Origin of the sequence: Spirillospora sp. NPDC047418, from assembly GCF_040643275.1 — a bacterium.
GTDB lineage: Bacteria > Actinomycetota > Actinomycetes > Streptosporangiales > Streptosporangiaceae > Spirillospora.
In genome coordinates this window covers 118,686-136,218 of sequence record NZ_JBEYTW010000010.1, presented here as the reverse complement: position 1 = coordinate 136,218, position 17,533 = coordinate 118,686, and the positions used below count along the sequence as shown (strand labels likewise).

The following is a 17,533-nucleotide window of genomic DNA, read 5'->3' as shown; positions in this document are numbered from 1 at the left end:
CATCCGCGCGCGGTGACCGTCCACGCGCAGTAACCTCCACGCGCGGGTGTTAGCGCGGGTCGTCGGTGAGGTAGCGGGAGGCGGCCTCGCGGCCGATCAGCGGGAGCAGCGCGAAGTAGGTCAGGGACGGCAGCAGCGACGGCAGCTCGTCGGCCTCGCCCGTCTCCATCTGGACGTGGATCGCGCTGTAGATGCCGCCGACGATCGCGTCCACCACGGCGACCGGGACGGGCGGCAGGGACGCGCCGGTGAGGAAGTCGCGGAACCGGGCGAGGTTGTCGAGGCGCGCCTGCCGGACCCGCGGCCCCGCGGCGTTCACCTCCACCAGCGACACCCGCGCGAAGCGGGGCTCGCGGGCCAGCGTGGCGAGCAGCGTGCGCAGCGCGGCGTGGACGCCGTCCGGCTGGTCGGCCGCGGACTCGTACGCCTGCGTCATGCGCGCGAGCAGGATGTCCATGCCGCGCTGGTAGGCGGCGAGGAAGCAGCCGTCGAGGTCGGTGAAGTGCGCGTAGAACGTCTTCTTCGTGACGCCGGCGCCCTCGGTGACCCGGCTGATCGTGGTGTGCGCGTAGCCGCGCTCGGAGGCGACCTGGACGAACGCGTCGATCAGCCGCTCACGCTGGATGCCCGCGACGGTCTCGGGGGAGAGTCCGTGCCGTCCCGGTTTGATGGCCCGCCCCGGGTCCAGCGCCGATCGGGACCCGGGCAGCACGTCCGTGCAACCCGCCTCCGGTGTCCCGGTCTGCCCTGACATCCGACTCCATTCCGTCACCTGCCGTCGGGATCACACTACTTCCCGTTCCGGGGGTGCGGGGAGACCGGACGGGCGGGTCAGCGCAGGTCGCGGCGGCGGCCGCGGGTCAGCACCCGGACGGTCCCGACGGCGCCGAGCCCGATCAGCACCACCGGGGCGAGCACCGTCGCGGACACGATCTGCTTCTCCGTCAGCCCCTCCGCCAGGAACAGCGCCGCGAGGACGAGGAAGAACAGCCCGGTCACCGGGCCCGCCGGGTCGAACCGGAATCGCTTGGCCATCGTCCCTCCAGGTTCGTTCGCCGCGGATCCGCTAGGCACGGTGCACGTCCACGTCACCGATCTTGCCGCGGATGCGCAGCTCGATCACCGGCGGGTTCGCGCCGGTCGCCTCCGGTTCCAGGACGCGGGTGACCTTGGCGTTCGGGCCGCTGGTCGTCCGGTGCTGGATGTTCAGGTCGCCGAGCGTGATCCGGGCGTCCACCATGACGCGGGCGGCGGGCGGCAGCGTGACCGCGAGCCCGCCGAGGCCCACCTGCACGTGGATCGTGACGTGCTGGCCGGGCGCCATCGGGAGGGCGGTCAGGTCGAGGTCGCCCTGGCCGACGCCGACCTTGTAGGTCTGGGTCGTCTGCGAGACGTCGGTGGGATGCCAGTCGATGTCCCCGTAGTCGGTGTTACGCGGCATGTCGCCCACCACCGTCGTTGTCAGCAGTCCGAGGGTCAGCAGGGTGCCCGCCGCGGCGAGGCCGCGGGTGCGGAACCAGCCGCCGACGACGAGGCCGAGCCCGATGACCGCGAGCGCGGGCGCCATCACGATCAGCCAGGAGTCGGGGGCCGGGTAGCCCTTGGCGACGGGGATCATCGCCGCGCCCGCGGCCATGGCGGCCAGCAGCGTGATCGTCGCCGCCGGCGAGCGGCCGCCGTCCTCGCCGCACCGTGCCTTCTTGGACGCCGCCGAGGCGCCGTCCGTGCGCGTGCCGCCCGTGTAGGCGCCGTCCGTGCGCGCGTCGGCGCGGGTGGCGGAGTACTCGGCCAGGTCGACCATGCCCGCGGGCAGCCCGCCGCCGGCCGGCGTCGGCCGGGACAGGTCCTTGTAGAGGGACACGCCGCCGACGATGACGTCCTCCGACCGCGTCCACGCGGCGGACGGCTCCGGCGGATGCCCGGCGAGCCGCTCGGGGACCGACCGGGCCGCCGCCGTGAGGTTCGCCCCGCGCGAGTGCGCGACCACCAGCACCAGCCCGAACACCACCAGGGCGGCCATCGTGTCGGTGTAGGCGCCGCCGAGCAGGGTGAACGCGACGCTGACGCACAGCAGCGCGCCGAGGATCGACAGGACGGCCTGCGCGTCGAACCACCGCTTGAACAGCTGCTCCGCGAGCGACGACTCGCCGGGGCTCGCGGGCATCAGCAGCGCCGCCGCGACGTAGAGGAAGATCCCCTGCCCGTGCGCCAGCACGAGGATCGCGAAGCCGACGCGGAAGACGACGGGGTCGATGCCGGTGTAGCGGCCGAGCCCGGTGCACACGCCGGCGAGCAGCCGCCGATCAGCGTCACGCGCCAGCCGCCGGTAACCCCGCTCCGCCCGCTCACCCGCCCCCTGCTGGGCTGTGTCCTGGTCGCCCGTGGTCTGCTGGGTCGTGCCCTGCTCGCCCGTAGCCTGCTCGCCCGTAGCCTGCTCGCCCGTAGCCTGCTGGCCCGGCCCATGGTCGCCCGTGGTCTGCTCGTCCGGCCCCCGCTCGTCCGGCCTCTGCTCGTCCGGCCTCTGCTCGTCCGGCCTCTGCTCGTCCGGCCTCTGCTCGTCCGGCCTCTGCTCGTCCGGCCTCTGCTCGTCCGGCCCCCGCTCGTCCGGTTTCTGCGCGCCGTTGTTCTGCTCGCCGTCCATGCCTGCCATCGTGGCCCCTCGCCCGCGGCGGGCGGTATCGGGGACGTCCCTGACCCGACCCTGAGCCGGATCCGGGGGCGGTCCCTGATGCGGTCCCCGCGCGGACGCGAGACGATCGTTGACGTGGGAGTACCGAGGGGAGGGCGGCGGTGAGCCAGGAGGCGCCGGGCGGGACGGCGGCGGAACGGCCGGAGGCCGCGCCGCTGCGGCCGCCGGCGCTGGAGCGCGTCGCCGAGGGCCGGCTCGTCGCCGGGGTGTGCCGCGGCCTGGCCGAGCATCTGGGCGTGGACGTGCTGCTCGTCCGGGCCGCGTTCGTGCTGCTGACGGTGGCGAGCGGGCTCGGTGTCGCCGCGTACGCCGCGTTCTGGATCCTGGTGCCGGCGCCCGAGGGCGGCGCGCCGGACGAGCAGGCCACGCCGGCGGACAAGGCTTCGACGACCGCGCGCCGCCGCGGCCGGGACTGGGGTCAGCTGCTCGCCTACGCGGCGGTCACGCTGGGCCTCGCGGTCCTGCCGTGGGGCGCGGCCGGGGTCGTCCAGTGGGCGCTGTGGCCGTTCGTCGTCGGCGGTGTCGGCGCCGCGATCCTGTGGCAGCAGGCCGACCGCGACCAGCGGCAGCGGTGGACGCTGCCGCTCCGGCAGCGGTGGCTGCGCAGCCTGCTGGGGCTGCTGCTGGTGGTCGGCGGCATCGGCGGCGTCGTCGTGCAGAACGTGGAGGCCGCCCAGGCGCGGTCCGTGATCGTCGCCATGCTGATCATCCTGACCGGGGTCGCGGTGATCGTGACGCCGTGGGTGGTGCGGCTCTGGCAGGACCTGGACACCGAGCGGCACGAGCGCATCCGCTCCCAGGAGCGCGCCGAGCTGGCCGCGCACATCCACGACTCGGTGCTGCACACGCTGACGCTGATCCAGCGGAACGCGCACGACACGCGGGAGGTGCAGCGGCTCGCCCGGTCCCAGGAGCGGACGCTGCGGACGTGGCTGTACCAACCGCGCGCCGACCCCGACCAGACGTTCGCCGCCGCGATCCGGGAGATCGCCGGGGAGGTCGAGGACGACCACGGCGTGCCGATCGAGATCGTCTGCGTGGGCGACACGGCGCTGGACGAGCGGCTCGGCGCGGCGCTGCAGGCGGCGCGGGAGGCGATGGTGAACGCCGCGAAGTACTCCGAGGCGCCGTCGGTGTCGGTGTACGCGGAGGTGGAGAGCGACGAGATCGCGGTGTTCATCCGCGACCGGGGCAAGGGATTCGACCTGGACGAGGTGCCGGGGGACCGGATGGGCGTCCGGGGGTCCATCATCGGACGTATGGAGCGCAACGGCGGCAAGGCGACCGTCCGCACCGCGCCGGGCGAGGGCACCGAGGTGCGGCTGGAGATAAAGAAGTCATGAGCGAGGCGTTGAAGAGGGTCGTGCTGGTCGACGACCACCAGATGTTCCGGACCGGCGTCAAGGCGGAGCTGGGCGGCGGCGTCGAGATCGTCGGCGAGGCCGGCGACGTCGACGAGGCGGTGGCGGTGATCCGCGCGGCGCGGCCGGACGTGGTGCTGCTGGACGTCCACCTGCCCGGCGGCGGGGGCATCGAGGTGCTGCGGCGGCTGCACGGCGCCGTCCAGTCCAAGTTCCTCGCCCTGTCGGTGTCGGACGCGGCGGAGGACGTCATCGGCGTCGTGCGCGGCGGCGCCCGCGGCTACGTCACCAAGACGATCTCGGGCCCGGAGCTGACCGACGCGATCGGCCGGGTCGCGGACGGCGACGCGGTCTTCTCGCCCCGCCTCGCCGGTTTCGTGCTGGACGCGTTCGCCGCCACGGACGTCCCGGCGGTCGATCCCGAGCTGGACCAGATCACCCAGCGGGAGCGGGAGGTCCTGCGGCTGATCGCGCGCGGCTACGCCTACAAGGAGATCGCGAAGGAGCTGTTCATCTCGGTGAAGACGGTGGAGACGCACGTGAGCAGCGTGCTGCGCAAGCTCCAGCTGTCGAACCGGCACGAGCTGTCGCGCTGGGCGGCGGCCCGCCGGCTCGTCTAGAACCGCGTTCCATGACCGGTACAGTCGCTGGTCATGGCATATCCTCCCCCCGGATCCGGTTATCCGGGTTCCCAACCTCCCTATCCGCCCCCGCCGCCGATGCCGCCCGGTCCCGGCTACGGGCCCGCGTACGGCAACGACCGGACGAACGGCCTGGCGGTCGCGGCGTTCATCACCGGGCTGCTCGGCTGCTTCGGCGTCCTCGGGATCATCCTCGGGGCGATCTCGCTCGGCCAGATCGGCCGGAACGGCGGGCGGGGCCGCGGTTTCGCGGTCGCCGGGATCGTCCTGTCCTGCCTGTGGATCCTCACGAGCGTGACGATCGGCGTCATCATCGCGGCGAGCGACTCCGGCGGCAGTTCCGGCGGTGTCGGGGCGGTGCCCCGCGCGACCCAGACGAAGCCCAAGGAGGTGGACGCGCAGAAGATGAAGCTCGGCGACTGCATCAACGACAACACGACGGCGTCCAACCCGTCCGCCACCGAGCCGGTCGAGGTCGACAGCGTCAAGGTCGTGCCGTGCACGGGGTTGCACGACGGCGAGGTGACGGCCGTCTTCAAGCTGTCGGGATACTCGCTGCCGCCGGACGCGCAACTGCGGGAACTGGCCTCCAACGGCTGCAAGATCCGCACCCGGGCGAAGATCAACCGCGACCCGGCCGCGAGCAGCCTCGCGAACTCCTACTACTACCCGACGGCCGAGTCGTGGCGGTCCGGTGACCGCACCGTCACCTGCGTCGCCGTCTCCGCGACCGAGGGCAGGAAGCTGACCCGGCCGCTGAGCCCCTGACACTCCCGGCGTCCGCCGGGCGGCCGGCCCGCCGCCCGGGCGCGGACGCGGAGACCCCGCTCAGCGCGAGTCGCGCATGGTGCTCACCACCATTTCGGCGACGTGCTCGACCGTCGCCACACCGGCCCCCATCGTCGGGCTGTCGCCGCTGCACACCGCGATGAGGAAGTCATGGTCGCGTCCGGTGACGCGGCCGATGCTGTTCACCGCCCAGCCGTTCCCCTGATGGTGGACGGGCGTCCAGCCGTTCTTCAGCGCCACCTTCTCGCCCGGACGGGCCGCCGCGCTCACCCCCCACGCCTGCTCGTGCAGGACGGAACCCATCAGGCTCAGGATGTACGCCCGGCCCGACGCGCTGATGGGGCTCTTCGCCGACACCAGGTTCGTCAGCAGGCGCACCTGATCGGCCGGTGTCGTCAGGGACGAACCCCACGAACCCGAGAACGGCGTCGTGCTCTTCAGGGCGAAGCTCTTGTTGGCCTTCTTCACGCCGCTGCTGCCGCCTGCCGCGGAGTACAGGGCGTCCGCCGCGTTGTTGTCGCTTTCCCGGATCATCCGTCCGGCCAGGTCGCGCTGTCCCCGAGTCAGGGCGCCATGGTCGCGCTGGCGCTGCAGGACGAGGCTGGACAGGATGTCGACCTTCATGATGCTGGCGGTGACGAACCGGCCCTTCTCGTTCTCCCCGAAGGTCAGCCCTGTGCGCAGGTCCGTCGCCATCACCCCGGCCTTGCCCGGACGTGTGCCGATGTAGGCGCGGACGGCCTGCGTCAGCGCCGGCCGGTCGAACGGCCGGGTCACGTCCTTCGCAACGGCCGCTCCCCGCCCGGCCGTGATGGCTTCGGTGGCGCCGGCGGTGACACCGCTCTTGCGCGCCGGCGCGTCGGAGACGACCCAGTGGGTGGTGAGCCCCGCCGCGGTGGCGCCCGCGGCCAAGGCGAGCACGAAGATATGACGCCGCATCGATCCCCCCGAATTCGTGCGGACAGTGGTGATCGGGACATGCCTCGTCCCCGGGACGGCGTCCTTCTCCGGGCGCCGCCCCCTAGCGCGCGGGCTCCTAGAGGACGCCCGGAAGGCGGGCCGGGCAGCCCGGTTCGCAGCGCTCGGAGTGCCAGGCGACCCGGCGCGCGTAGGTTCCGAAGCGGCGGCGCAGCGCCCTCCGCGTGAACGGGCCGGTGCCGGGGAACGCGTCGATCTCCCCGCGCCAGCGGATCAGCGTGCCGCCGCCGGAGTGCGGCTCCAGCGTGACGTCCGCCAGGACGCGGCGCCGCGGCGGCCCGGCCATCGCCACGTACCCGTAGTGCCGTGGCGGGTCCCAGGCCACGACCTCCTCGCGCCAGGGCGGGACGGACCGGACGGCCCCGATCCCGTTCGGGTGCTCGGTCCCGTCGGCCTCCCGCCGCGCGCGGATCCAGAAGCCGCCCCACTCGCCCCACGCCTCGGCGACGCACAGATGCTTGAAGATCACGTCCGGCTCGGCGCAGGAGGTGGCGGTCGCTTCGATCTCTTCCGGCATGACAACCCCCCGTGTTCTGTCACATGGGGTGCATGCCCGATCTACGGCTAATTACGGCTTGTTAGGAACCGTATTTGGATAGTAACCGGAAAGCTCCGGGAGATCACGGACGAGCCGACCACGAACCGGGCGGTGCCGCCCACGAACCGGGCGGTGTCGACGGCCACGGGCCGGCCGTACGGCTCAGGCGGTGTCGACGACCTGGAAGGACTCGGCGAGGCGCCCCTCGGGGAGGCCGGCCGCCGCGGCGTTGGCGCCGAGCCAGCCGCGCAGCATCTCCGGCAGCCCGTCGCCCATGTGCCCGGTCTGGCTCGCGTGCGCGCGCAGCGCGTTCACCTTCCGGTCGAACTGGTCGGTGATGTCGACGTAGTGGTTCACGACGGGCCCGCCGGTGATCCACACCTCCCGCGCCGTCCACGCGTCCAGGCCCTCGTCGGCGAGCAGCTCCGGGAACGCGTACGGGTTGCGGGCGTCGGGGTAGACGGCGTCGAGCGCGGCCGAGCCGACCGCCCGGTGGTCGGGGTGGCTCGGGTAGATCCGCTCGTAGTTGCGCTCCGGACTCGGCATCAGCACCCGGTCCGGCCGCACCTGCCGGATCACCCGGGCGATGTCGCGGCGCAGGTCCAGCGTCGCCTCGACCCGGCCGTCGGAGTACCCGAGGAACCGGACGTCGCCCACGCCGACGCACTTGGCCGCCGCGCGCTGCTCCTCCCGGCGCAGCGTCGCCATCTCCTTGCGGGACACGTTGTCGTCGAAGCCGCCCGCGTCACCGTCGGTCACCATGAGGTAGACGACCTCGATGCCCCGGTCGGTCCAGCCGGCAACGGTCCCGGCCGCGCCGAAGTCGACGTCGTCGGGATGCGCCATCACAACGAGAACCCGCCGCACCCCGTCCTCCAGCCCCCGCCCGCCACCATCCAACGGACGAGCTTCGCTCGACTCCCCGTCCTCCAGCCCCCGCCCACCGCCATCCAGGGGACGAGCTTCGCTCGACTGATCATCGTCCAGAACGTTGGTCACGGTTTCAACAATAAGGTCTGGAATGGAGCTCGACAGGTCCCGCACCATGCGAAGATCAAGAAATCCCCCGCGAACATCCGATGCGCTCCCCGCGATCGCATGAGCAGGCGACCGCGCCGTGCGGTTCCCCCTGGAGGTTCATGATGCGGATCCGCCCCCCGGCCCCTGTCCTGCTCGCGGGCGCTCTCAGCTGCGCCGCCGTCCTCGCCGGCGGCTGCACCGACTCCGACGCGAAGGGCTCCGACGGGAAGGGCGAGTCGGACGCTATCGAGGTGGAGCGGTCCACCGCCGCCGCGGCGCCGCAGACCGGGACGTCCGGCCTCCCGGCCGGGACACCGAAGCAGCTGTGGCAGGCCGACATCCCGTTGCGGTCCCCTCTGGTCCGGGTGGAGAGCGTCGCCGGGCAGATCGTGGTCGTCTCCGACCGCGGGCTCGACGTCTACGACGGCGCCGGCGGCAAACCGCGCTGGCACTACCACGAGGTGAAGCGGGTGGTGACCGCCTACACCGTCACCCCCGACACGGTGGTCGTCACCACGGCGGCGGCCGGCGTGAGCAACCACCCCCTGCGGGAGAACGCCAAGCCGCGTTCCGCCGCCCTCGACGCCGCCACCGGGCGGACCCTGTGGACGAGCGAGCGGCGCCTCGCGTCCGACGACGGTCTGCTGCCCGTGTCCGAGCGGATCCGCACCCGGGCGGTGCTGCCGGCCGCGAACGCGGGAACCGCCGTGCTCGCCCGCCAGGACGGCGACAAGCCCGGACTCGCCGGCATGGACGCCCGCACCGGCAAGGAGCGGTGGACCTGGACGGCCCCCAAGGCGGACAAGAACTGCGAGCTCGAACAGCAGAACACCGACGGCAGCCTGGTGGTGGTGCGGATGACCTGCGCCGCCGGCGAGGTTTTCGCGCTCGACCCCGCCTCCGGCGCGGTGCGGTGGACGAGACCGCTCGGCCAGGGCACTCAGCAGTACGTCGTCCGGGGCGGCGTCACGCTTCTCACCGCCTACGACGTGCGGAAGCAGAACGTGTCGACGCTCATCGCGGCCGACGGCAGGCAGCTCTGGCGGCTGGCCGACGAGCGTCTCGCCGCGAAGGAGGTCGCCGTGGCCGGGGGCCACGCGGTCGTGACGGTGGCGAACAACGACGGGGGATACGGTCTGCGCGCCGAGTTCGTCGACCTGCGGACCGGCAAGGTGGACGCGCGCCCGGCGGCCCGGCTCCACACGGCGTTCGGCACGGTCGGTGAGCACGTGTACGGCGTCCGGGAGTGGCTCGGCGAGCACCGGCGCACCGCCGCCGGGCTCCCGCCGGGGCTCCTCCCCGCCGGGCTCGACGTGATCGACCCCGCGCGCGGCGCCGTGACCACGGTGCCGCTGCCGTTCGCGCTGACCAAGCCCGAGTTCGAGTTCGGGCCCGCGTCGGTCCTCATCAAGGGCGACCGCCTGTTCCGCCTCCAGAGCGTCGACGCGGGCCTGCGGATCACCGCGTACGGGCCCGGCGACACCAAGGCCCCCGCCGGGACGGGCGGCGTCCCGGCGGCGGACTGGCCGGACGCCTGCAAGCTCACCGCCAAGGCGGAGGACGTGACCGAGCGGGCCTACGATCCCGAGTCGACCCTCCGGCTCGGCACGGCCGAGATCGAGCACTGGGGGTGCCGGGTCGGCGGCCGCGGCACCCTCCGGTTCAGGATCGGCTGGGTCGCGCGGACCCCCGAGGACGCGCACGCCCTGCTCGCCGGGACGAACGGCACCGCGGTGCCGGACGTCGGCGACGAGACGTACTCCATCGACGGCCCGGCCGGCAAGACCATCCTCGTCCGGACCGGCCGGTACATCGTCGCGTACGACACCCGGTCCGCTGGGCCCGGCGGCTTCCCGCGCGAGGTGATGGACGCCGTCCACGCCGCCCTCCGCTGACCCCAGCGCTCCGCTGACCGGCCCGCCCGTTCAGAGCCCCGCCGTTCAGAACCCGGCCGGTTCAGAACTCCGCCGTTCAGAACCCTTCGGTTCAGAAGGAGGTGAGGGCCGCGAGCAGGCGGTCCTGGAAGGCCCGCACGTCGCTGCCGACGGCGACCTTGACCGGGCGGCGGACGTCCTCGGCGGGCAGCGACCGCGCGTCCCACACGGTCGTGCCGCGCGTCAGCTCGCCGCGCAGCTCCACCCGGACGGGACGGTGCGCGTACTCGCCGAGCCCCGGGTCGACCGCCAGCATGGCGGCGAGCGCGTCGTGGATGACCGCGCCCCGGCGCTTCAGTGTCGGCGTGTAGGCGACCTCGTAGAACTTCAGGACGCGGGCGGCGAACCGGGCGACCTCGCCGTCGTGGGCGCCGAGCCGGTCGAGCCAGTCGTCGTGGACGGCGGTCGGGTGCGTCGCGTCCAGCGGTACCAGCACGACCGGCCAGTCCGCCGCGAACACCAGGTCGGCGGCCTCCGGGTCGTGCCAGATGTTCGCCTCGGCGTGCGTCGTGATGTTGCCGGGGTGGTCGAACGCGCCGCCCATGACCACGACCTCGCGGATCAGCGACGGCAGCTCGCCGTCCAGCAGCAGCGCCGCGCCGAGGTTCGTCAGCGGACCGGTCGCCAGCAGCGTCAGCTCGCCGGGCCGCTCGCGGGCCAGCCGGACGATCTGCGCGGGCGCCGGCTCGGCTACGGGCCGTCCGGCCGGGTCGGGCAGGTGCGTGTCACCGAGGCCGTCCGTCCCGTGCCAGTCCAGGGCGTAGTGGACGTCCTGCGCCATCGGCCGGGCCGCGCCGACCGCGACCGGCACGCCGCCGGTGATCCCCGCCGCCTCCAGCACGCGCAGCGTGTTCAGCGCGCCGGTCAGCGGGTCGATGTTGCCGTGCACCGTGCCGACGCCGACCAGCTCCGCCTCGCCCGCTCGGACCAGGGAGGCCAGGTAGAGCAGCGTCATCGCGTCGTCGATGCCGGTGTCGCAGTCGTACAGGAATGTGGGTCTTACGCTCACGGACGGGCTCACGGATGAAACCTATACGGACCCCGCGCCCCGCCGATCATCGATTGGGTCTGGGACGCGGCGCCGGACGCGGGTAGAGCAAGAGACATGCGCAAACTCATCAATGCCCCGGCGGACGTGGTCTCCGACGCGCTGCGCGGACTGGCCGCCGCGCACCCGTCGCTCAATGTCGACCCGGAGAACGGCACTGTTGTGCGGGCGGACGCGCCGCGCACCGGGAAGGTCGCCCTGGTGTCGGGCGGAGGTTCCGGCCACGAGCCGCTGCACGCCGGGTTCGTCGGCCACGGCATGCTGGACGCCGCCTGCTGCGGCGAGGTGTTCACCTCTCCGGTGCCGGACCAGATCATCGCGGCGACGATGGCGGTGAACGGCGGCGCCGGCGTCCTCCACGTGGTGAAGAACTACACGGGCGATGTCATGAACTTCCATATGGCCGCCGAGCTCGCCGAGGACGAGGACATCGAGGTCGCCTCCGTCATCGTCGACGACGACGTGGCCGTTGAGGACAGCACGTTCACGGCGGGGCGGCGCGGAACCGGCGCCACGCTGTTCGTCGAGAAGATCGCCGGTGCGCTCGCCGAGGAGGGCGCCGCGCTGGACGCCGTCGCCACGGCCGCGCGGGAGGTGAACGAGCGCAGCCGGTCGTTCGGCGTCGCGCTGTCGTCCTGCACGGTCCCGGCCGCCGGGACGCCCACGTTCGAGCTGGACGAGGGCGAGATGGAACTCGGCATCGGCATCCACGGGGAGCCGGGCCGGGAGCGCGTGCGGATCGGCACCGCGAAGGAGATCGTGGCGGCGTCGCTGAGCGCGATCGACGCGGACATGCCGCTGTCCGGTTCCGAGGTGATGGTGCTGGTGAACGGGATGGGCGGCACCCCGCTGATCGAGCAGTACATCGCCTACGCGGCGGCGGCCGACTGGCTGGAGGGGCACGGCGCGAGCGTCGTCCGCCGCCTCGTCGGCCCGTACGTGACCAGCCTGGAGATGGCCGGCTGCATGATCAGCGTGTGCCGGGTGACGCCCGAGCTGACCCGGCTCTGGGACGCGCCGGTCGAGACGCCGGGGCTGCGGTGGGGCCGGTGAACGGGGCGGATCTCGCCGCCTGGATCCGGCACGCCGCCGAACTGGTGTCGGCCGACGCCGAGCGGCTCACCCGGCTGGACGCGGCCATCGGCGACGGCGACCACGGCCACAACCTCGACCGCGGCTTCCGCGCCGCCGTCGACGCACTCGCCGGCGATGCCCTTTCCGACGACGCCCTTTCCGACGACGTCCCGCCGGGGAAGGTGCTGGTCGCGGCCGGGCGGGCCATCGTGTCCAAGACCGGCGGCGCGTCCGGTCCCCTCTACGGGACGCTGCTGCGCCGCGCCGGCAAGGCCCTCGGCGACGCCGCGGAGGTGGACGCCGCCGCGCTCGGTGCCGCGCTCCGGGCCGCGCTGGACGGCGTCCGCGACCTCGGGAAGGCCGCCGACGGCGACAAGACGATGGTCGACGCGCTGGCCCCGGCCGTCGCGGCCTACGAGGCGGCGCTGGCGGACGGCTCCGACCTCGCCGGATGCGTGCGCGCCGCCGCCGACGCCGCCGCCAAGGGCGCGGACGACACCGTCCCGATGCAGGCGCACAAGGGGCGGGCCAGCTATCTCGGGCCGCGCAGCGTCGGGCACATGGACCCGGGCGCCTCGTCCACCGCGCTGCTGCTGCGCGGGCTCGCCGATGTGACGCCGGCCGGCGGGCCGGGGGAGGGCTGACATGGTCGGCATCGTGATCATCTCGCACAGCCGGACGCTGGCCGAGGGCGTCGCCGAGGTCGCCCGAGCGATGGGCGTCGGCAAGGCCGTCGTCGAACCCGCCGGCGGCGACTCCGAGGGGCGGCTCGGCACCAGCATCGACCTGGTCGAGCAGGCCGTCGCCGCCGCGGACGAGGGCGACGGCGTCGTGCTGCTCGCCGACCTCGGCAGCTCCGTCCTCAGCGCGAAGATGCTGATCGAGGACGCCGACGGCGACGACGTGCTGCTCGCGGACGCACCGCTCGTCGAGGGCGCGGTCGCCGCCGCGTCCATGGCCGCGACGGGCGCCGACCTCGCCACCGTCCACGCCGCCGCCGAATCAGCCCGCGACCACCGCAAAACGTCCTGATCCCGGTGCGGCGGCCCGGCCGGGGGCCCGGTCGGAGGGTCAGGCCGCGTCGGGATCCTGCCCATCGCCCTGCCGATCGCCCTGCTCGCGGCCCTGGAGGAGGGCGCCGAGGACGGACGTCACGCCCGCCGCCGGGTCGCCCCGCACCTCGTAGACGCGGGGCTCCTCGCCGGTCTCGTCCACCGTGATCCGGTAGGCGGGCAGGTCGGCGCCGACCTCGCCGAGCCCGCCACTGCTCTCGTCGGGCCCGCCACCGCTCTCGTCGGGCCCGCCCGGGGCTTGGGCGGCGGCGAGCGCGTCGACCGCCGCCCGGATGCGTCCGGCCCGTCCGGCGGGGAGGGCCGCGGTGTCGTACAGCGCGACGACGGCGTTCCGGCCGGTGAACCCGCCGGTGCTCTCGATCTTCACGCGCATGGCGCCTCCCCGCCGGAACGTCCGGCCCGCGACTCGCTACTTGCCGAAGCTACTTGCTGAAGCTGCTCGCCGAAGCTACTTGCTGAAGGCCCGGCGCAGCTCGTCCAGCTCGTCCCGGAGGATGTCGTCGTCCTCCAGCGGGCCCCGCATGGCCAGTTTCTCCGGGGCGACGACCTGGTACTCGGGCATCTGCATGGTGCCGCAGCAGCGCGACCTGTCCTGGTCGGCGCGCAGGCTCGCGGACTGCTCGTCGTGCGCAGCGACCTCGGTGACGTCCTGGCCGTCCCCGGTGTAGCCGGGCTCGGTCATCGTCATCCGCCCGCTCATCAGGTCGCGCAGCGGCGTCTCCGCCGTGGTGATCTCGCGGACCGCGAACCGGTTGCGGAGGAACGTCCGGTAGATCGCCGGGTCGCCGCGGTCCGCCGACACCTGCAGCATCTTGTTCGCGACGTCCACGTACCGGGCGCCGGTCGCCGGGGACGCCACGATCGCGTCGAACACCAGCTTGCACAGCGCGGACGCCGTCTCGATCAGCACGATCGTCGGGTCCTTCGTGCGCCGCTGCCGGCTCATCTCGAACGTGAACACGTCCGCGAGCACGTCGTAGACCGCGCCGGTGAACACCTGCGAGATCGCGTGGACCTCGTTGCCGACCTGGCTGAGCTTGAGGTCGTTGTCGGCGTTGCGCAGCCCGGCCGGCATGCCGAGCGCCTTGCCGAACTCCTCGGCCAGCTCCGGCAGGAACGACTTGTCGTGCAGGTTGGCCTTGGTGAGCGCGACGAGCGCCTCCGCCTGGTCCGGCTCCGCCAGCGCCAGGAAGATCGCGGTGATGTCGCCGAACGCCTCGTGCAGCCCGCCCGTCTGCGGCGGGTTGCCCGCCGACAGCCAGCCCGGTTTGAGGCCGTCCAGGACGGCGTGTCCCGTCTCGTGCGCGACGATGTCCAGCGACCGGCACGTGTACAGGACGTCGCTCTGCCCCTGCGGGGTGAAGAACAGGAACTTGAGCGCCTTGCCCGTCCGTGTGTAGAAGGCGTTCGCGCCCTCGCTCGCATGCGGGAACACGGTGACGCGGTCGGTGTTGCCGCCGACGTTCCACGCGAACGGGATCGGGTTGCCGCCGTTGTGCCGCTCGTACATCGCGATCGTCTGCCGGACGACCGCGAACGTGTGCGCGCAGTCGAACTGCGGGCTCGCCGCGGTGAACACGAAGTCGCCGTTGACGTTGCGGGCGACCGGGGTGACCTGCGCCAGCTCGGTCTGGACGCGGGCGTCCGCCGGGCCGTTCAGCACGACGGTCGGGATGAACGCGAGCCGCGCACCGGGGTCGGTGACCGACGGGTCCTGCTTGTAGACGAGGAACCGGTGCCCGGTCCGCAGCGGCACCGGAACCGGGACGGGACGCGGCACCGGACGCGGCGCGGGCCGCGGAATCGGTGGGATCGCCCCCTGCGCGCGTGGAGCATGGAAGTCCTGCTGGTGGATCGTCATCGAAACCACCCTCCCCTGACGGTGCGCGAGTCCCTGATGACCCTGCGTCCGTCCGCTCAACGTCCGCCGGTCCGGAGATCGAATCAACCGGGGGCGGGGCGGCTGGCCACATGCTGCCGCGGGGGCCGGACTTCGGGACGCGCCGAAAACGTCCGCGCCGCGCCGTAGACTCGCACGTGATGTCGAAGACCGAAGATCACCCCTTGCTCGATGGCCTCAACCCGCAGCAGCGCGCCGCCGTCGTGCACTCCGGCGGCCCGCTGCTGATCGTCGCCGGCGCGGGCTCGGGCAAGACCCGGGTGCTCACCCACCGCATCGCGCACCTGCTCGACGAACGGGACGCGCACCCCGGCCAGATCCTCGCGATCACCTTCACCAACAAGGCCGCCGCCGAGATGAAGGAGCGCGTCGCCGCCCTCGTCGGGCCGCGCTCGCGCGCCATGTGGGTGATGACGTTCCACTCCGCGTGCGTGCGGATCCTGCGCCGCGAGGCCAAGCGCCTCGGCTTCCCCACGAGCTTCTCGATCTACGACCAGGCCGATGCGAACCGCCTCATGGCGCTCGTCTGCCGCGAGCTCGACCTCGACCCGAAGCGGTACCCGCCGAAGTCGTTCAGCGCCCAGGTGTCCAACCTGAAGAACGAGCTGATCGACTACGAGACGTTCAAGGATCGCGCGTCCACGCACATGGAGCAGACGCTCGCCGAGGCGTACGAGATGTACCAGGCGCGGCTCCAGCAGGCCGGCGCCATGGACTTCGACGACCTGATCATGATGACGGTCAACCTGCTGCAGGTCTTCCCGGAGGCCGCCGAGCACTACCGGCGGCGGTTCCGGCACGTCCTCGTCGACGAGTACCAGGACACGAACCACGCGCAGTACGAGCTCGTCCGCGAGCTGACCGCCCCGATTGCCGTTCCCGGGGGGTCTGAGGGGTCGTCCCCCCAGGAGGAATACGTCGAAGGCGTCGGGGCGGCCGAGCTGTGCGTGGTCGGTGACGCCGACCAGTCGATCTACGCGTTCCGCGGCGCCACGATCCGCAACATCCTGGAGTTCGAGCGCGACTACCCGGACGCGACCACGATCCTGCTGGAGCAGAACTACCGCTCCACGCAGACGATCCTGTCGGCGGCGAACGCGGTCATCGAGCGCAACCCGCGCCCCCGGCCCAAGCGGCTGTGGTCCGACCAGGGCGAGGGCCACAAGATCACCGGCTATGTGGCCGACAACGAGCACGACGAGGCCGCGTTCGTCGCGCACGAGGTCGACCGGCTCACCGACGACGGCGACGCCCGCCCCGGCGACGTCGCCGTCTTCTACCGCACCAACGCCCAGTCGCGTGTGTTCGAAGAAGTGTTCATCCGCGTCGGGCTGCCGTACAAGGTCGTCGGCGGCGTCCGCTTCTACGAGCGCAAGGAGATCCGCGACGCGCTCGCCTACCTGCGCTGCCTCGCCAACCCCGAGGACACCGTTTCGCTGCGGCGCATCCTGAACGTCCCCAAGCGCGGCATCGGCGACCGCGCCGAGGCGTGCGTCGAGGCGTACGCGTCCCGCGAGCGGATCTCGTTCTGGCAGGCCCTCCGCGTGCCCGAGGACGTGCCCGGCATGGCGACCCGCTCGATCAACGCCGTCCGCGAGTTCGTCACGATGCTGGACGAGCTGCGCGCCGCCGCCGGGACGCTCACCCCCGCCGACCTCATCACCGAGGTCCTCAAGGTCAGCGGCTACCTGGAGGAGCTCCAGAACTCCAAGGACCCGCAGGACGAGACCCGCGTCGAGAACCTCCGGGAACTCGAGGCCGTCGCCCGCGAGTTCGAGGAGCGCCTCGACGGCGAATCGGCCGAAGGGCGCCTCCCCGAATTCCTCGAACAGGTCGCGCTGGTCGCCGACGCCGACTCCATTCCGGGCGGCGCGAAGGGCGGTCCGGTCCCTCCCGGCGAGCAGCCCGAGGAGACCGACCAGGGCGTCGTCACGCTGATGACCCTGCACACCGCGAAGGGCCTCGAATTCCCGGTCGTGTTCCTGACCGGAATGGAGGACGGCGTCTTCCCGCACCTGCGCGCCATGAGCAACCCCAAGGAACTCGAAGAGGAACGCCGCCTCGCCTACGTCGGCATCACCCGCGCCCGGCAGCGCCTCTACCTCTCCCGCGCCACGATGCGCAGCTCGTGGGGCGCGCCGCAGGTCAACCCGCCGTCGCGGTTCCTGGGCGAGGTGCCGGCGACCCTCGTCGAATGGGAGCGCGAAGCGTCGTCGATGTCCACCCCGGCGATGTCGAGAATGGCGGCGCGCCCGGGTACCCGCTCACCGGGAAACCGTCCCGTCCCGTCCCTTTCCCCCGGCGACAAGGTCACCCACGACGCCTTCGGCCTGGGCACGGTCGTCTCCGTTTACGACCGCGGCGAAAAGGCCAGCGTCGACTTCGGCGGCGAATACGGCGTCCGTACCCTCGTCCTCCGCTTCGCCACCATCGAAAAGCTCTGACCCCGCCCCCGAAAAGCCCTGCCCCGTCCCCGGACGCACCCCAG

17 protein-coding genes are annotated in these 17,533 nt (G+C 72.7%); 8 read left to right on the top strand and 9 right to left on the bottom strand.

What is annotated here, in order from left to right:
* Positions 1-49: 49 nt before the first annotated feature.
* The 3 genes from ABZ806_RS09065 to ABZ806_RS09055 all read right to left on the bottom strand — a co-directional run bounded on the left by ABZ806_RS09065 (position 50) and on the right by ABZ806_RS09055 (position 2,641).
* On the bottom strand, positions 50-754 hold the full coding sequence (locus tag ABZ806_RS09065; protein WP_500216326.1) for a TetR/AcrR family transcriptional regulator: 705 nt from the start codon (positions 752-754) through the stop codon (positions 50-52).
* A 77-nt stretch (positions 755-831) separates the two neighbouring features.
* Positions 832-1,035: a hypothetical protein gene (locus ABZ806_RS09060; RefSeq protein WP_500216325.1), complete on the bottom strand. Its 204-nt coding sequence runs from the start codon at positions 1,033-1,035 to the stop codon at positions 832-834.
* Between the two features lie 31 nt (positions 1,036-1,066).
* On the bottom strand, positions 1,067-2,641 hold the full coding sequence (locus ABZ806_RS09055; RefSeq protein ID WP_500216324.1) for a PspC domain-containing protein: 1,575 nt from the start codon (positions 2,639-2,641) through the stop codon (positions 1,067-1,069).
* A gap of 218 nt (positions 2,642-2,859) precedes the next feature.
* Between ABZ806_RS09055 and ABZ806_RS09050 the strand changes: the two genes are divergently transcribed.
* The 3 genes from ABZ806_RS09050 to ABZ806_RS09040 are packed head-to-tail and all read left to right on the top strand — an operon-like array spanning position 2,860 to position 5,459.
* Positions 2,860-4,032: an ATP-binding protein gene (locus ABZ806_RS09050; protein WP_500216356.1), complete on the top strand. Its 1,173-nt coding sequence runs from the start codon at positions 2,860-2,862 to the stop codon at positions 4,030-4,032.
* On the top strand, positions 4,029-4,670 hold the full coding sequence (locus ABZ806_RS09045; protein WP_500216323.1) for a LuxR C-terminal-related transcriptional regulator: 642 nt from the start codon (positions 4,029-4,031) through the stop codon (positions 4,668-4,670). The genes ABZ806_RS09050 and ABZ806_RS09045 overlap by 4 nt, the downstream gene beginning before the upstream one ends.
* A 33-nt stretch (positions 4,671-4,703) precedes the next feature.
* Positions 4,704-5,459 carry a DUF4190 domain-containing protein gene (locus ABZ806_RS09040; RefSeq protein ID WP_500216322.1) on the top strand — a complete coding sequence of 252 codons (756 nt, stop codon included), beginning with the start codon at positions 4,704-4,706 and terminating at the stop codon, positions 5,457-5,459.
* A gap of 60 nt (positions 5,460-5,519) precedes the next feature.
* On the opposite strand, the gene ABZ806_RS09035 is transcribed toward ABZ806_RS09040, so the two are convergent.
* From ABZ806_RS09035 to ABZ806_RS09025, 3 genes are all read right to left on the bottom strand, one after another.
* The gene (locus tag ABZ806_RS09035) at positions 5,520-6,419 is read right to left on the bottom strand and encodes a serine hydrolase (protein ID WP_500216321.1); all 900 of its coding nucleotides are present in this window, start codon (positions 6,417-6,419) and stop codon (positions 5,520-5,522) included.
* A 97-nt stretch (positions 6,420-6,516) separates the two neighbouring features.
* A complete protein-coding gene (locus ABZ806_RS09030; protein WP_500216320.1) occupies positions 6,517-6,975 on the bottom strand; it encodes an SRPBCC family protein in 459 nt (152 codons plus the stop codon).
* Between the two features lie 183 nt (positions 6,976-7,158).
* The gene (locus tag ABZ806_RS09025) at positions 7,159-7,842 is read right to left on the bottom strand and encodes a PIG-L deacetylase family protein (protein ID WP_500216355.1); all 684 of its coding nucleotides are present in this window, start codon (positions 7,840-7,842) and stop codon (positions 7,159-7,161) included.
* Between the two features lie 296 nt (positions 7,843-8,138).
* Between ABZ806_RS09025 and ABZ806_RS09020 the strand changes: the two genes are divergently transcribed.
* Complete coding sequence (locus ABZ806_RS09020) at positions 8,139-9,911, top strand: outer membrane protein assembly factor BamB family protein (protein ID WP_500216319.1); 1,773 nt, start codon at positions 8,139-8,141, stop codon at positions 9,909-9,911.
* Positions 9,912-10,002: 91 nt separating this feature from the next.
* Here the strand turns inward: ABZ806_RS09020 and ABZ806_RS09015 are convergent, their stop codons facing one another.
* Positions 10,003-10,959 carry a nucleoside hydrolase gene (locus ABZ806_RS09015; RefSeq protein WP_500216318.1) on the bottom strand — a complete coding sequence of 319 codons (957 nt, stop codon included), beginning with the start codon at positions 10,957-10,959 and terminating at the stop codon, positions 10,003-10,005.
* 96 nt (positions 10,960-11,055) lie between these two features.
* On the opposite strand from ABZ806_RS09015, the gene dhaK reads away from it, so the two are divergent.
* From dhaK to dhaM, 3 genes are read left to right on the top strand one after another with little or no spacing between them, the layout of a single operon-like run.
* Positions 11,056-12,051, top strand: a complete 996-nt coding sequence (gene dhaK / locus ABZ806_RS09010) for a dihydroxyacetone kinase subunit DhaK (RefSeq protein ID WP_500216317.1) — start codon at positions 11,056-11,058, stop codon at positions 12,049-12,051.
* Positions 12,048-12,716 (top strand): dihydroxyacetone kinase subunit DhaL, encoded by a 669-nt coding sequence (gene dhaL / locus ABZ806_RS09005; protein ID WP_500216316.1) that lies wholly within the window; start codon positions 12,048-12,050, stop codon positions 12,714-12,716. The genes dhaK and dhaL overlap by 4 nt, the downstream gene beginning before the upstream one ends.
* A gap of 1 nt (position 12,717) precedes the next feature.
* The gene (gene dhaM / locus ABZ806_RS09000; RefSeq protein ID WP_500216315.1) at positions 12,718-13,104 is read left to right on the top strand and encodes a dihydroxyacetone kinase phosphoryl donor subunit DhaM; all 387 of its coding nucleotides are present in this window, start codon (positions 12,718-12,720) and stop codon (positions 13,102-13,104) included.
* Positions 13,105-13,143: 39 nt separating this feature from the next.
* On the opposite strand, the gene ABZ806_RS08995 is transcribed toward dhaM, so the two are convergent.
* Positions 13,144-13,518: a hypothetical protein gene (locus ABZ806_RS08995; RefSeq protein WP_500216314.1), complete on the bottom strand. Its 375-nt coding sequence runs from the start codon at positions 13,516-13,518 to the stop codon at positions 13,144-13,146.
* A 75-nt stretch (positions 13,519-13,593) separates the two neighbouring features.
* Entirely contained in the window at positions 13,594-15,006 is a 1,413-nt protein-coding gene (locus tag ABZ806_RS08990) for a hypothetical protein (protein ID WP_500216313.1), read from the bottom strand.
* Between the two features lie 179 nt (positions 15,007-15,185).
* Here ABZ806_RS08990 and pcrA point away from each other — a divergent pair, with 179 nt between their 5' ends.
* Entirely contained in the window at positions 15,186-17,489 is a 2,304-nt protein-coding gene (gene pcrA, locus ABZ806_RS08985) for a DNA helicase PcrA (RefSeq protein ID WP_500216312.1), read from the top strand.
* Positions 17,490-17,533 lie beyond the last annotated feature (44 nt).